15 protein-coding genes are annotated in these 12,852 nt (G+C 50.0%); 9 read left to right on the forward strand and 6 right to left on the reverse strand.

What is annotated here, in order from left to right:
- Window positions 1-52: 52 nt before the first annotated feature.
- The 3 genes from menA (at window position 53) to CRI63_RS08635 (ending at window position 2,291) form a co-directional block, all read left to right on the forward strand.
- Window positions 53-979, forward strand: a complete 927-nt coding sequence (gene menA / locus CRI63_RS08625) for a 1,4-dihydroxy-2-naphthoate polyprenyltransferase (RefSeq protein WP_135385237.1) — start codon at window positions 53-55, stop codon at window positions 977-979.
- 92 nt (window positions 980-1,071) lie between these two features.
- The gene (gene rraA, locus CRI63_RS08630; protein WP_000872908.1) at window positions 1,072-1,557 is read left to right on the forward strand and encodes a ribonuclease E activity regulator RraA; all 486 of its coding nucleotides are present in this window, start codon (window positions 1,072-1,074) and stop codon (window positions 1,555-1,557) included.
- 59 nt (window positions 1,558-1,616) lie between these two features.
- On the forward strand, window positions 1,617-2,291 hold the full coding sequence (locus CRI63_RS08635) for a hypothetical protein (RefSeq protein ID WP_135519242.1): 675 nt from the start codon (window positions 1,617-1,619) through the stop codon (window positions 2,289-2,291).
- Window positions 2,292-2,541: 250 nt separating this feature from the next.
- Here CRI63_RS08635 and zapB read toward each other — a convergent pair whose 3' ends face one another.
- Complete coding sequence (gene zapB / locus CRI63_RS08640; RefSeq protein WP_001296623.1) at window positions 2,542-2,787, reverse strand: septal ring assembly protein ZapB; 246 nt, start codon at window positions 2,785-2,787, stop codon at window positions 2,542-2,544.
- A 424-nt stretch (window positions 2,788-3,211) separates the two neighbouring features.
- On the opposite strand from zapB, the gene glpF reads away from it, so the two are divergent.
- The 4 genes from glpF to fpr all read left to right on the forward strand — a co-directional run bounded on the left by glpF (window position 3,212) and on the right by fpr (window position 7,672).
- Window positions 3,212-4,057, forward strand: a complete 846-nt coding sequence (gene glpF, locus CRI63_RS08645; RefSeq protein ID WP_130206614.1) for a glycerol uptake facilitator protein GlpF — start codon at window positions 3,212-3,214, stop codon at window positions 4,055-4,057.
- A 22-nt stretch (window positions 4,058-4,079) separates the two neighbouring features.
- Complete coding sequence (gene glpK / locus CRI63_RS08650) at window positions 4,080-5,588, forward strand: glycerol kinase GlpK (protein WP_130206616.1); 1,509 nt, start codon at window positions 4,080-4,082, stop codon at window positions 5,586-5,588.
- Window positions 5,589-5,818: 230 nt separating this feature from the next.
- The gene (glpX, locus tag CRI63_RS08655) at window positions 5,819-6,829 is read left to right on the forward strand and encodes a class II fructose-bisphosphatase (protein ID WP_130206618.1); all 1,011 of its coding nucleotides are present in this window, start codon (window positions 5,819-5,821) and stop codon (window positions 6,827-6,829) included.
- Between the two features lie 96 nt (window positions 6,830-6,925).
- Window positions 6,926-7,672 carry a ferredoxin--NADP(+) reductase gene (fpr, locus tag CRI63_RS08660; protein WP_130258344.1) on the forward strand — a complete coding sequence of 249 codons (747 nt, stop codon included), beginning with the start codon at window positions 6,926-6,928 and terminating at the stop codon, window positions 7,670-7,672.
- Window positions 7,673-7,676: 4 nt separating this feature from the next.
- Here the strand turns inward: fpr and uspD are convergent, their stop codons facing one another.
- From uspD to CRI63_RS08675, 3 genes are all read right to left on the reverse strand, one after another.
- Window positions 7,677-8,105 (reverse strand): universal stress protein UspD, encoded by a 429-nt coding sequence (gene uspD, locus CRI63_RS08665; RefSeq protein WP_130259284.1) that lies wholly within the window; start codon window positions 8,103-8,105, stop codon window positions 7,677-7,679.
- 26 nt (window positions 8,106-8,131) lie between these two features.
- Window positions 8,132-8,431 carry a DUF406 domain-containing protein gene (locus CRI63_RS08670; protein ID WP_032204720.1) on the reverse strand — a complete coding sequence of 100 codons (300 nt, stop codon included), beginning with the start codon at window positions 8,429-8,431 and terminating at the stop codon, window positions 8,132-8,134.
- Between the two features lie 211 nt (window positions 8,432-8,642).
- Window positions 8,643-9,083: a DUF805 domain-containing protein gene (locus CRI63_RS08675; protein WP_064530283.1), complete on the reverse strand. Its 441-nt coding sequence runs from the start codon at window positions 9,081-9,083 to the stop codon at window positions 8,643-8,645.
- A 100-nt stretch (window positions 9,084-9,183) separates the two neighbouring features.
- On the opposite strand from CRI63_RS08675, the gene CRI63_RS08680 reads away from it, so the two are divergent.
- Entirely contained in the window at window positions 9,184-9,783 is a 600-nt protein-coding gene (locus CRI63_RS08680) for a YiiQ family protein (RefSeq protein WP_130206624.1), read from the forward strand.
- Window positions 9,784-9,890: 107 nt separating this feature from the next.
- Window positions 9,891-10,658, forward strand: coding sequence for a triose-phosphate isomerase (tpiA, locus tag CRI63_RS08685; protein WP_130206626.1), 768 nt, complete (start codon window positions 9,891-9,893; stop codon window positions 10,656-10,658).
- 58 nt (window positions 10,659-10,716) lie between these two features.
- On the opposite strand, the gene cdh is transcribed toward tpiA, so the two are convergent.
- Window positions 10,717-11,472, reverse strand: a complete 756-nt coding sequence (cdh, locus tag CRI63_RS08690) for a CDP-diacylglycerol diphosphatase (protein ID WP_130215256.1) — start codon at window positions 11,470-11,472, stop codon at window positions 10,717-10,719.
- A 103-nt stretch (window positions 11,473-11,575) separates the two neighbouring features.
- The gene (sbp, locus tag CRI63_RS08695; RefSeq protein ID WP_130215254.1) at window positions 11,576-12,565 is read right to left on the reverse strand and encodes a sulfate/thiosulfate ABC transporter substrate-binding protein Sbp; all 990 of its coding nucleotides are present in this window, start codon (window positions 12,563-12,565) and stop codon (window positions 11,576-11,578) included.
- Between the last annotated feature and the right edge of the window lie 287 nt (window positions 12,566-12,852).

The following is a 12,852-nucleotide window of genomic DNA, read 5'->3' on the forward strand; positions in this document are numbered from 1 at the left end:
TTTCATCATTGTTTGATGGGGCTGAAAGGCCCCATTTTTATTGGCGCGTATTATGACTGAACAACAAATTAGCCGAACTCAGGCGTGGCTGGAAAGTTTACGACCTAAAACCCTCCCCCTCGCCTTTGCTGCAATTATCGTCGGGACGGCGCTGGCATGGTGGCAAGGTCACTTCGATCCGCTGGTCGCTCTGCTGGCACTCATTACCGCCGGGCTATTACAGATCCTCTCTAACCTCGCCAATGACTACGGTGATGCTGTCAAAGGTAGCGACAAACCTGACCGTATTGGACCGCTGCGCGGCATGCAAAAAGGGGTCATTACCCAGCAAGAGATGAAACGGGCGCTCATTATTACCGTCGTGCTCATCTGCCTCTCTGGACTGGCGCTGGTCGCGGTGGCGTGTCATAACCTGGCGGATTTTGTCGGCTTCCTGATTCTTGGTGGGTTATCAATTATCGCCGCTATCACCTATACCGTGGGCAATCGTCCTTATGGTTATATCGGCCTGGGTGATATTTCCGTACTGGTTTTCTTTGGCTGGTTGAGCGTGATGGGCAGCTGGTATTTGCAGGCGCATACGCTGATTCCGGCGCTGATCCTTCCGGCAACGGCCTGTGGTCTGCTGGCAACGGCGGTGCTCAACATTAACAATCTGCGCGATATCAATAGCGACCGCGAAAATGGCAAAAACACACTGGTAGTGCGCTTAGGTGAAGTGAACGCCCGTCGTTACCATGCTTGCCTGCTGATGGGCTCGCTGGTGTGTCTGGCGCTGTTTAATCTCTTTTCACTGCATAGCCTGTGGGGTTGGCTGTTCCTGCTGGCAGCACCGTTGCTGGTGAAGCAAGCCCGTTATGTGATGCGTGAAATGGACCCGGTGGCGATGCGTCCGATGCTGGAACGCACCGTCAAAGGAGCATTACTAACTAACCTGCTGTTTGTTTTGGGAATATTCTTAAGCCAGTGGGCTACATAACTGACAAATATCAATTAACAATTGATGATTTTGCCAACAACCCACATAGCGCGATATACTGAAAATTCTCGCAGCAACTGAATGTTAAGCCTATGAAATACGATACTTCCGAGCTTTGTGACATCTATCAAGAAGATGTCAACGTCGTGGAACCGCTGTTCTCCAACTTTGGTGGACGGGCGTCGTTTGGCGGACAAATCATCACGGTAAAATGTTTCGAGGACAACGGGTTGCTGTACGATCTGCTCGAACAGAATGGCCGGGGTCGTGTCCTTGTCGTCGATGGCGGTGGTTCTGTTCGTCGCGCACTGGTCGATGCTGAACTGGCGCGTCTGGCAGTACAAAATGAATGGGAAGGCCTGGTCATTTACGGCGCGGTGCGTCAGGTAGATGATCTGGAAGAACTGGACATCGGCATCCAGGCGATGGCGGCAATTCCGGTTGGTGCCGCTGGCGAAGGCATTGGCGAAAGCGATGTCCGCGTCAATTTTGGCGGCGTCACCTTCTTCTCCGGCGACCATCTCTATGCCGACAATACCGGGATTATTCTTTCTGAAGATCCGCTGGATATTGAATAACTCTCTGCCATGCGTTAAAAGGGGAATTAAATTCCCCTTTTTTATACATGGACGTATTCATGCAAAATATTATTCTTTTAATTTTATATTTATTTCTTATAGCCGTTAACCATTTCCGCTACAAATTCCTTTTATCTGGCAACACCGGTGAAATGATTTTATATTTTGCTAACGTATTTTTTAACCCACTTGCCCTATCATTTATTATCGCCACAATCATCTGTATAACGATAAAAAAAAGAAGCGGCCGCAGCTTTATTCGCGGCACTTGTTGGTTAATGGGATTATTTCTTATCTATAGCAGCTATACGGTGTGGGAACGACACAGCACATGGGATTATACTTTCTCGGGGCCAGGTATCACCGTCACGGTTCCGAGCAAACAGTGGGTTGCCAATATAGTAAAACAAGGACCAACCCTGGTGACTCGGGATGCCCATGCTATTTTAGCTATTGTTGCCTTCTCACAAAATGAAGTCGGTGTGCATTCAATCGAGGAACTTACCGCGACTCAAAACGGAACTGCAGAAATGCATGTTTGTGATGTTCAGGGATTTGCCTGCGCTTATCAGGAAGGAGTGCAAACAATGAGTGATGGCAAAGTTAGACATGCTATTTTCATGACTCTACTGGATAACACTAATTTGATACAACTGGTCGCAGCCATCGACCCAGATTATTTGGACGAATATCAAGAAGAAGTAATGAAAATGATGCTTTCTGCCCGTCAATGATCTGATTGATATATTATTGATACGAGATGCATTATCTTATTAATACTATAGATATTACTTGTTTTTCTTAGCCATCTTCAGCACAGCAATCTGTGGTACGGGGTCCCTGGCATGGCTGGAAAATATATCAGTTCAGTCTTTCTGGGGTCACTATTACGTCCCGTGCTTGTGTCAGGTCTTTTATGCGCATTCGCTCAAAAACACTGAAGTAAAAAATAAGGCGCCTTGCGGCGCCTCTGCGTGGAAGAGATTAAACCTCTTCCATACGACCCAGCAGGGCCTGCAGACGTTCCTGCCAGCCGTTCTGCTGTTCTTTCAGATGGTTGTTCTCACGCTCCAGCTCTTCGCGCTGATGCTGGGCATTTTGAACTTCCTGCGACAGTGAGTTGTTTTTTTCTTTCAGCTCTTCGATTTCCATCTGCAACAGAGTGATGGTATCAATCGCCTGCTGTACTTTTGCTTCCAGTTTCTCAAACACTTCTAATGACATTGTCATACCTCTCCTGAATTGCAAGGCGTTGATGGATAAAAATCCTCGTCCCGATTACCGGTGACGCCTTAATAAATACGAGCGCATTTTAGTTAGCTCCGATTGTATGAAGCCGCGCCATCGCTGTCCAGCGGCACGCCTTGTAGATTACGGTTTGCCACACTTTTCATCCTTCTCCTGGTGACATAATCCACACCAATCGAAAATGTTAACAAAATTGTTGCGCGAATGATCTAACAAACATGCATCATGTATAAACAGATGAAATAAATAGCGCGATAACGCTCATTTTATGACGAAGCACACACATTTTAAGTTCGATATTTCTCGTTTTCGCTCGTTAACGATAAGTTTACAGCATGCCTACAAGCATCGTGGAGGTCCGTGACTTTCACGCATACAACAAACATTAACTCTTCAGGATCCGATTATGAGTCAAACATCAACCTTGAAAGGCCAGTGCATTGCTGAATTCCTCGGTACCGGGTTGTTGATTTTTTTCGGTGTCGGTTGCGTTGCTGCACTTAAAGTCGCTGGCGCGTCTTTTGGTCAGTGGGAAATCAGTGTTATTTGGGGGCTGGGGGTGGCGATGGCCATCTATCTAACCGCAGGGGTTTCCGGCGCACATCTTAATCCAGCTGTCACCATTGCGCTGTGGCTGTTTGCCTGTTTCGACAAGCGCAAGGTTATTCCTTATATCGTTTCACAAGTCGCCGGAGCTTTCTGCGCTGCGGCATTAGTTTACGGGCTTTACTACAATTTATTCTTCGACTTCGAGCAGACCCATCATATTGTTCGCGGAAGCGTCGAAAGTGTTGATCTGGCGGGTACTTTCTCTACTTATCCTAATCCTCATATCAATTTTGTGCAGGCCTTCGCAGTTGAGATGGTGATTACCGCTATTCTGATGGGGCTGATCCTGGCGTTAACGGACGATGGTAACGGCGTACCGCGCGGCCCTTTGGCTCCCTTGCTGATTGGTCTACTGATTGCGGTCATTGGCGCATCTATGGGTCCATTAACGGGCTTTGCCATGAACCCAGCACGTGATATCGGTCCGAAAGCCTTTGCCTGGCTGGCGGGCTGGGGCAATGTCGCCTTTACCGGCGGCAGAGACATTCCTTACTTCCTGGTGCCGCTTTTTGGCCCTATCGTTGGCGCGATTGTAGGTGCATTCGCCTACCGCAAACTGATTGGCCGCCATTTGCCTTGCGATATCTGTGTTGTGGAAGAAAAGGAGATCACAACTCCTTCAGAACAAAAAGCTTCGCTGTAATGTGACTACGGGACAATTAAACATGACTGAAAAAAAATATATCGTTGCGCTCGACCAGGGCACCACCAGCTCCCGCGCGGTCGTGATGGATCACGATGCCAATATCATTAGCGTGTCACAGCGCGAATTTGAGCAAATTTACCCAAAACCAGGCTGGGTAGAACACGACCCAATGGAAATCTGGGCCACCCAAAGCTCCACACTGGTAGAAGTGCTGGCGAAAGCAGATATTAATTCCGATCAAATTGCAGCTATCGGTATTACGAACCAGCGTGAAACCACCATCGTCTGGGAAAAAGAAACCGGCAAGCCTATCTATAACGCTATTGTCTGGCAGTGCCGTCGTACCGCCGAGATTTGCGAGCATCTCAAGCGTGACGGCATGGAAGAGTACATTCGTAACAACACCGGTCTGGTGATTGACCCGTACTTCTCTGGCACCAAAGTGAAGTGGATCCTCGACCATGTGGAAGGCTCCCGCGAGCGTGCACGCCGTGGTGAACTGCTGTTTGGTACGGTTGATACCTGGCTTATCTGGAAAATGACTCAGGGCCGCGTTCACGTCACTGATTACACTAATGCGTCTCGTACCATGTTGTTCAACATCCATACTCTGGACTGGGACGACAAAATGCTCGACGCGCTGGATATCCCGCGTGAGATGCTGCCAGAAGTACGTCGTTCTTCCGAAGTGTACGGTCAGACCAACATTGGCGGCAAAGGCGGCACGCGTATTCCGATCGCCGGGATTGCGGGCGACCAGCAGGCGGCACTCTTCGGCCAGTTGTGCGTGAAAGAAGGGATGGCGAAGAATACCTACGGTACCGGCTGCTTTATGCTGATGAACACCGGCGAGAAAGCGGTGAAATCAGAAAACGGTCTGCTGACCACCATCGCCTGCGGCCCGAGCGGAGAAGTAAACTATGCGCTGGAAGGTGCGGTGTTTATGGCGGGCGCCTCCATTCAGTGGCTGCGCGATGAAATGAAGCTGATTAACGACGCCTACGATTCCGAATACTTTGCCACTAAAGTACAAAACACCAACGGTGTGTATGTCGTTCCGGCGTTTACCGGACTGGGTGCGCCCTACTGGGATCCGTATGCGCGCGGGGCCATTTTCGGCTTAACGCGTGGGGTGAACGCCAACCACATCATCCGTGCGACGCTGGAGTCTATTGCTTATCAGACGCGTGACGTACTGGAAGCGATGCAGGCCGACTCCGGTATTCGTCTGCACGCACTGCGCGTGGACGGCGGCGCGGTGGCGAATAACTTCCTGATGCAGTTCCAGTCCGATATTCTTGGTACCCGTGTTGAGCGCCCGGAAGTTCGCGAAGTGACTGCGTTGGGTGCGGCCTATCTTGCTGGTCTGGCGGTTGGCTTCTGGCAAAATCTCGACGAACTGCAAGAGAAAGCAGTGATTGAACGCGAGTTCCGTCCTGGCATCGAAACCACCGAGCGTAATTACCGTTACGCTGGCTGGAAAAAAGCGGTCAAACGCGCGATGGCCTGGGAAGAACACGACGAGTAATGTCAGGCACCTGAACCGATTGCCTGATGCTGATCGCCTGATGCGACGCTTACGCGTCTTATCAGGCCTACGAGCCGATGCCATCTTGTGTAGATCGGATAAGGCGTTCACGCCGCATCCGGCATGTCGCAGACTCTGAAATCGTGCGGGGGCAACCCCCGCACACATCAATAATCCGCTCCCTCCCCTGTGCTACACTTCGCGCCATTCCTTACTGCTTAGAGTTTGCTATGAGACGAGAACTTGCCATCGAATTTTCCCGCGTCACCGAATCTGCGGCGCTGGCTGGCTACAAATGGTTAGGACGCGGCGATAAAAATACCGCTGACGGCGCAGCGGTTAACGCCATGCGCATAATGCTCAACCAGGTCAACATTGACGGCACCATCGTCATTGGTGAAGGTGAAATCGACGAAGCACCGATGCTCTACATTGGTGAAAAAGTCGGTACTGGTCGCGGTGATGCAGTGGATATTGCTGTTGATCCGATTGAAGGCACGCGCATGACGGCGATGGGCCAGGCTAACGCGCTGGCGGTGCTGGCAGTAGGCGATAAAGGCTGCTTCCTCAACGCGCCAGATATGTATATGGAAAAGCTGATCGTCGGACCGGGAGCCAAGGGCGCCATTGATCTGAATCTGCCGTTGGCGGATAACCTGCGCAATGTTGCCGCTGCGCTCGGCAAACCATTGAGCGAACTGACGGTAACGATTCTGGCGAAACCGCGCCACGATGCCGTTATCGCAGAAATGCAGCAACTCGGCGTACGCGTATTTGCTATTCCAGACGGCGACGTTGCGGCCTCAATTCTCACCTGTATGCCAGACAGCGAAGTTGACGTGCTGTACGGCATTGGCGGCGCGCCGGAAGGCGTAGTTTCTGCGGCGGTGATTCGGGCGTTAGATGGCGATATGAATGGCCGTCTGCTGGCGCGTCATGACGTTAAAGGCGACAACGCAGAAAATCGCCGCATTGGTGAACAGGAACTGGCACGCTGCAAAGCAATGGGCATCGAAGCGGGTAAAGTGTTGCGTCTGGGCGATATGGCGCGCAGCGATAACGTCATCTTTTCCGCAACCGGTATCACCAAGGGCGATCTACTGGAAGGTATTAGCCGCAAAGGCAATATCGCCACCACCGAAACGCTGCTGATCCGTGGTAAGTCACGCACTATTCGTCGCATTCAGTCGATTCACTATCTGGATCGTAAAGACCCGGATATGCAGGTGCACATTCTCTGAGTTATTTGATCGATTGAGCCTTCCAGTCCTTCGGGACTGGAATTTTTTTGTTCGGAGAACGAAGATAAGGCAAGTCAATCAAAACAGGAGAAAAACATGGCTGATTGGGTAACAGGCAAAGTCACTAAAGTGCAGAACTGGACCGACGCCCTGTTTAGTCTCACCGTTCACGCTCCCGTGCTTCCGTTTACCGCCGGGCAATTCACTAAACTTGGCCTTGAAATTGACGGCGAACGCGTCCAGCGCGCTTACTCCTACGTTAACTCGCCCGATAATCCCGATCTGGAGTTTTACCTGGTCACCGTTCCCGATGGCAAATTAAGCCCGCGACTGGCGGCGCTAAAACCGGGTGATGAAGTGCAAGTGGTTAGTGAGGCGGCAGGCTTCTTTGTGCTGGATGAAGTGCCGGACTGCGAAACACTGTGGATGCTGGCGACTGGCACGGCGATTGGCCCTTATTTATCAATTCTGCAATTGGGCAAAGATTTAGATCGCTTCAAAAACCTGGTGCTGGTTCACGCCGCACGATATGCCGCCGACTTAAGCTATCTGCCGCTGATGCAAGAACTGGAAAAACGCTACGAAGGGAAACTGCGCATTCAGACGGTGGTCAGTCGGGAAACGGCTGCGGGTTCGCTCACCGGGCGAATACCGGCGTTAATTGAAAGCGGTGAACTGGAAAACGCGGTTGGCCTGGCAATGGATAAAGAAACCAGTCATGTGATGCTGTGTGGTAATCCGCAAATGGTGCGCGATACGCAACAGCTGCTAAAAGAAACCCGGCAGATGACGAAACATTTACGTCGTCGACCGGGCCACATGACAGCGGAGCATTACTGGTAAGCGGTTACTTATCGATAAACGGCACGATGAGCAGGTCCGCATTCAACTTATTGATCATCCCGCGGTATGCCGGCATCAAACGGTTGATAAATGAGTGGTGATGACCACAGACAAGGAGGTCGCACTGCTCTTGTTGCATAATTTCCAGCAGTGTTTCCGGCATTTCTCCGCGTTCAATACGCAGTTTGGTCTTCGGCCACTGAATATTTTTCGTCAGTTTATACAGCTTGTTATCTGACTTATCTTTCAATAGTTGAAGAATATCTTCTGTTGCAGGGAAGTAAATGCCCGGATACAACTCGCTTAAGCCATCATCAATATGAATCAATGTCAGGTGAGCGTCATTATGTCTGGCGAGATCCAGGGCTTTGTTCACCAGTAAGGCATCTTCTTCATTTCCGGAAATTGCCACGCCAATGTGTTTATAAGCCATGTTTAACTCCTTCTAAAGCGACTCCATCAAGCTAACGAACGCAGGGATAACTCAAAAATAATCATCTCGGCCTGGCATGAGAAGGTGAAGGCCGCATCAAGCTCAACTTGCCCCTCCAGATCCTTAATCTTATAGGCCACACTGGCCCCTTCATCCGCAGAGGATGCAGTGGCGGCAAGCTCTTTCAGTTTGGTCATAAAGGACTCTGCTTCTTCGCGGGTGGCAAAAAAGCGCGAAAACTTACTGGTACAGTTGTCGTTATCAATCACCGTACCGATATCAATCGCACATCCTTTAGTACTGCATTTATCTACGACATCTTTCATAGGGCACCTCTGTATATTCGCCTCTCTGTCGATTACGACTTAAGAATAATGCGCCGTTAAGAGAAGAACAAACAAGTAATGATCTTATGGATTACCATTTTTTTTGATATTGCTTAAGGTGAGGAAATGAGGAGGATTTTCCGGGCATTGTCATTTCCAGCGTGGAAATAACAATCCCGGAAAAAAATAGCAATAAGAGATATATTAAAGGTTAATTACTTGATTTATTGTCGGCTTTATACTTCACATCCAGAGTATCTTTGCCAAATTTATTTTCGCCCTGCGTACCGACAAATGCGCCAAGATCAATAAGCATCATCACCAGAATCAACGTCGGGACAAAACGCCCCACCGTCCATTGCCAGACGCCCGGTAAAATCGCCCAATTACCCGCCAGCAGCATCCACGCTACAATCATTAAAAATGCCCATGCGCCGGAACGCCCGCGATCGTGCAGTCGTTTGACCGTTACTGCTGCGGTCGGCCAAAGTAAGCACACCAGGCAAAACGCGGCGGTCTGGATATCGAGTAAGTTTTTACCTGCCAGTGAGAAAAGCACCAGCATGCCAACGAACCAGAGGCCAATCCAAATCCAGAAATCACGGCGCCCAATACGCCCTTTAAACGAGAATAACCATTGCTGTATGGTCATGTAAGTTCCTTGATGGTTGTCTTTTCCAGGATTCTACCCTTTTGACAAGGGAGACAGATATCGTTTTAATCGGAGCCAGTCATAACAAAAGGTACTGTCGATGAAGCCAGGGTTTACGCTGTTTTTTCTCTTATGTTCTGCATCAGCCGTTAGCACAACGGTGCATGCACAAACACCAGGTACGGCGACCACTGCGCCCTATCTGCTTGCTGGCGCCCCTACCTTCGATCTCTCCATCAGCCAGTTTCGAGAAAACTTTAACAGCCAGAACCCCAACCTGCCACTGAACGAGTTTCGCGCCATCGACAGCAGCCCCGACAAAGCCAATCTGACTCGCGCCGCCAGTAAAATTAACGAGAACTTGTATGCCTCTACGGCGCTGGAGCGTGGCACTTTAAAAATCAAAAGCATTCAAATTACCTGGCTACCAATCCAGGGACCAGAGCAAAAAGCCGCCAAAGCAAAAGCTCATGAATACATGGCGGCGGTGATCCGCACACTCACCCCGCTGATGACCAAAACACAAAGCCAGAAAAAGCTACAGTCGCTCCTTACTGCGGGGAAAAACAAACGTTATTACACAGAGACAGAAGGCGCACTGCGCTATGTTGTCGCGGACAACGGCGAAAAGGGACTGACCTTCGCTGTTGAACCGATTAAGCTTGCGCTATCTGAATCGCTTGAAGGGTTGAATAAATGACAAAAAGCAAAGCCTTTCCAGTGATGAATCTCTATACTGTTTCACAGACCTGCTGCCCCGCGGGGCGGCCATCTTCCTTTATTCGCTTATAAGCGTGGAGAATTAAAATGCGACATCCTTTAGTGATGGGTAACTGGAAACTGAACGGCAGCCGCCACATGGTTCACGAGCTGGTTTCTAACCTGCGTAAAGAGCTGGCAGGCGTTGATGGCTGTGGCGTTGCAATCGCGCCACCAGAAATGTACATCGATATGGCGAAGCGTGAAGCTGAAGGCAGCCACATCATGCTGGGTGCGCAGAACGTGGACCTGAACCTGTCCGGCGCATTCACTGGTGAAACCTCTGCTGCTATGCTGAAAGACATCGGCGCACAGTACATCATCATCGGTCACTCTGAACGTCGTACTTACCACAAAGAGTCTGACGAACTGATCGCGAAAAAATTCGCGGTGCTGAAAGAGCAGGGTCTGACTCCGGTTCTGTGCATCGGTGAAACCGAAGCTGAAAACGAAGCGGGCAAAACTGAAGAAGTTTGCGCACGTCAGATCGACGCGGTACTGAAAACTCAGGGTGCTGCGGCATTCGAAGGTGCGGTAATCGCTTACGAACCAGTATGGGCAATCGGTACTGGCAAATCTGCAACTCCGGCGCAGGCACAGGCTGTTCACAAATTTATCCGTGACCACATCGCTAAAGTTGACGCTAACATCGCTGAACAAGTGATCATCCAGTACGGCGGTTCTGTAAACGCGTCTAACGCCGCAGAACTGTTCGCTCAGCCGGACATCGACGGCGCGCTGGTTGGCGGTGCTTCTCTGAAAGCTGACGCCTTTGCAGTGATCGTTAAAGCTGCTGAAGCGGCTAAACAGGCTTAAGTCTGACTGGTGCCGGATATCGCATCCGGCACTTAGCTTTCCTTAACAACTCCTCGCTTTAACGCAAAATCTCACACTGATGATCCTGAAGTTCCTCGGCTGAAGCACGATTCAGCGTCAGCAGATTGCGCTGCGTCGCCAGCAATACAAACGAGTTATCACTCTGTCGCACCATTGCCAGCGCGTAACTGCCCATATGTTCCCGTGCCTCTGGTACTTCTTCTGCCAGCATCATAAACGGACTCCGTTTTACCAGCTCGCTTTCAGTTACCCTACGTGCCAGGTATTCATGCCCACGCAGCCCACCGGGCAGCGGTAACCAACGGGTGCTGATATTCGCCAGATTATTATCCAGTTGTTCGCGCACATCAGGACGAATACAAGAGATATGGATATGAAAATGGTTTTGCGTGCGCCCAGTACGGGAGTTAATCGCCAGAGATACCGCGCGATCGGGGACTGGCTGGCCGTATTTTTTGCTCATAAAATCACGCGCCTGCCAGGCTAACCAGAAGAAATTAGGCGTTGAAGGATCGGTTAACAATGGACTTTCAGTGCCGTTAATACGATACGTTGGCATCAACAAATATTGCAGAGGACCGTTAAGGTCTTTTAAAACCACATATCCGGCATTGGGTTTGACTTCCGCACATGGCGAAGGGTTTTGGTTTTGCTGCTGGTTGGGTAAACATTGCTCAAGGGCAATCTGGCGCAACGTGTCCGACTCTTCACCGGTCAATTTCCAGTAACCAATGCCTGCGGCAGCAACAGCGATAACCATCATCGCTAAAAAAAGAAGACCTGCTTTTTTCATCTTTTTTTCCCTGTACCTCAAAGAGATGCAAGGGTAACGCAAAATCGTGACAAATAAAAAACCCGGTCGCGAGATGCCACCGGGTCTGATTGCCTTCAACAAATTAACGTTTGCTGATTTGGTCAAACGTACCGCCGTTAGAGAAATGCTCTTTTTGCGCTTTCGTCCAGCCACCGAACTCTTCATCAATGGTGAATAACTTCAGCTTCGGAAAGGCATTTTCATATTTTTTCGCTACCTGAGGATCGCGCGGACGATAGTAGTTTTTAGCCGCAATCTCCTGGCCTTCTGGCGAGTAGAGATAGTTCAGGTAAGCTTCCGCCACCTCTTTAGTGCCTTTTTTCTCTACCACTTTATCGACAACTGACACCGTAGGCTCTGCGAGAATAGACTCGCTCGGCGTGACGATTTCGAATTTATCTTTCCCCAGTTCATTCGCCGCCAGCAGAGCTTCGTTTTCCCAGGCAATCAGCACGTCGCCAATGCCGCGCTCAACAAAGGTATTCGTTGAACCGCGCGCGCCGGAATCCAGTACTTCGACGTTTTTATACAACGACTGCACGAATTCCTGCGCTTTTGCCTGATCGTTGTTGTTGTGATGCAGGGCGTATCCCCAGGCTGCCAGGTAGTTCCAGCGTGCACCACCAGAACTTTTCGGGTTCGGGGTGATCACCGAAACACCTGGCTTAATCAAATCGTTCCAGTCGTGAATCTGCTTCGGATTCCCCTTACGCACCAGGAAGACAATGGTAGAAGTATAAGGTGCGGAGTTATCCGGCAGACGCTTGATCCACTCTTTATCGATACGACCACGTTCAGCAATGGCATCCACGTCATAGGCTAGCGCCAGCGTGACGACATCAGCTTCTATGCCATTGATTACCGACGTCGCCTGTTTACCCGAACCGCCGTGCGACTGGCGAATCACCACGTTATCGCCGGTTTGCTGTTTCCAGTGGGCGCTGAAGGCTTTGTTGTACTGCTCGTACAGTTCGCGTGTTGGATCATACGAAACGTTAAGAAGCTGAATATCCTTTGCCATAACGCTGGTCGCTGCCAGTAATAAAGTTAACCCTACGCCCCACTTGTTCATCGCCCGGCTCTCTTATGTTGTGTTGTGATGAACAAAGCGTGCCAGAAAGGGATTCAAACATTAAAGAATAAAAAAAGATTGGCTATAACTTGCGGGTATATATGGGGGAGTTAAAAAGGCGGAAGAAATCCGCCTCATATTGTTGACAAAGTGCGCTTTGTTCATGCCGGATGCAGCTTATCCGACCTACAAAAGCTTGCAAACTCAATAGATTGCAGAATTCATGTAGGCCTGATAAGCGAAGCGCATCAGGCATTTTTGCCTCTGTCATCGGTTTCAGGCTAAAG

The organism is Escherichia sp. E2661 (assembly GCF_004745185.1).
Taxonomy (GTDB): domain Bacteria; phylum Pseudomonadota; class Gammaproteobacteria; order Enterobacterales; family Enterobacteriaceae; genus Escherichia.

Coding starts and splice junctions, on each gene's coding strand:
- menA (WP_135385237.1), top strand. CDS start 53: ATGACTGAACAACAAATTAGCCGAACTCAGGCGTGGCTGGAAAGTTTA.
- rraA (WP_000872908.1), top strand. CDS start 1,072: ATGAAATACGATACTTCCGAGCTTTGTGACATCTATCAAGAAGATGTC.
- CRI63_RS08635 (WP_135519242.1), top strand. CDS start 1,617: ATGCAAAATATTATTCTTTTAATTTTATATTTATTTCTTATAGCCGTT.
- zapB (WP_001296623.1), bottom strand. CDS start 2,787: ATGACAATGTCATTAGAAGTGTTTGAGAAACTGGAAGCAAAAGTACAG.
- glpF (WP_130206614.1), top strand. CDS start 3,212: ATGAGTCAAACATCAACCTTGAAAGGCCAGTGCATTGCTGAATTCCTC.
- glpK (WP_130206616.1), top strand. CDS start 4,080: ATGACTGAAAAAAAATATATCGTTGCGCTCGACCAGGGCACCACCAGC.
- glpX (WP_130206618.1), top strand. CDS start 5,819: ATGAGACGAGAACTTGCCATCGAATTTTCCCGCGTCACCGAATCTGCG.
- fpr (WP_130258344.1), top strand. CDS start 6,926: ATGGCTGATTGGGTAACAGGCAAAGTCACTAAAGTGCAGAACTGGACC.
- uspD (WP_130259284.1), bottom strand. CDS start 8,105: ATGGCTTATAAACACATTGGCGTGGCAATTTCCGGAAATGAAGAAGAT.
- CRI63_RS08670 (WP_032204720.1), bottom strand. CDS start 8,431: ATGAAAGATGTCGTAGATAAATGCAGTACTAAAGGATGTGCGATTGAT.
- CRI63_RS08675 (WP_064530283.1), bottom strand. CDS start 9,083: ATGACCATACAGCAATGGTTATTCTCGTTTAAAGGGCGTATTGGGCGC.
- CRI63_RS08680 (WP_130206624.1), top strand. CDS start 9,184: ATGAAGCCAGGGTTTACGCTGTTTTTTCTCTTATGTTCTGCATCAGCC.
- tpiA (WP_130206626.1), top strand. CDS start 9,891: ATGCGACATCCTTTAGTGATGGGTAACTGGAAACTGAACGGCAGCCGC.
- cdh (WP_130215256.1), bottom strand. CDS start 11,472: ATGAAAAAAGCAGGTCTTCTTTTTTTAGCGATGATGGTTATCGCTGTT.
- sbp (WP_130215254.1), bottom strand. CDS start 12,565: ATGAACAAGTGGGGCGTAGGGTTAACTTTATTACTGGCAGCGACCAGC.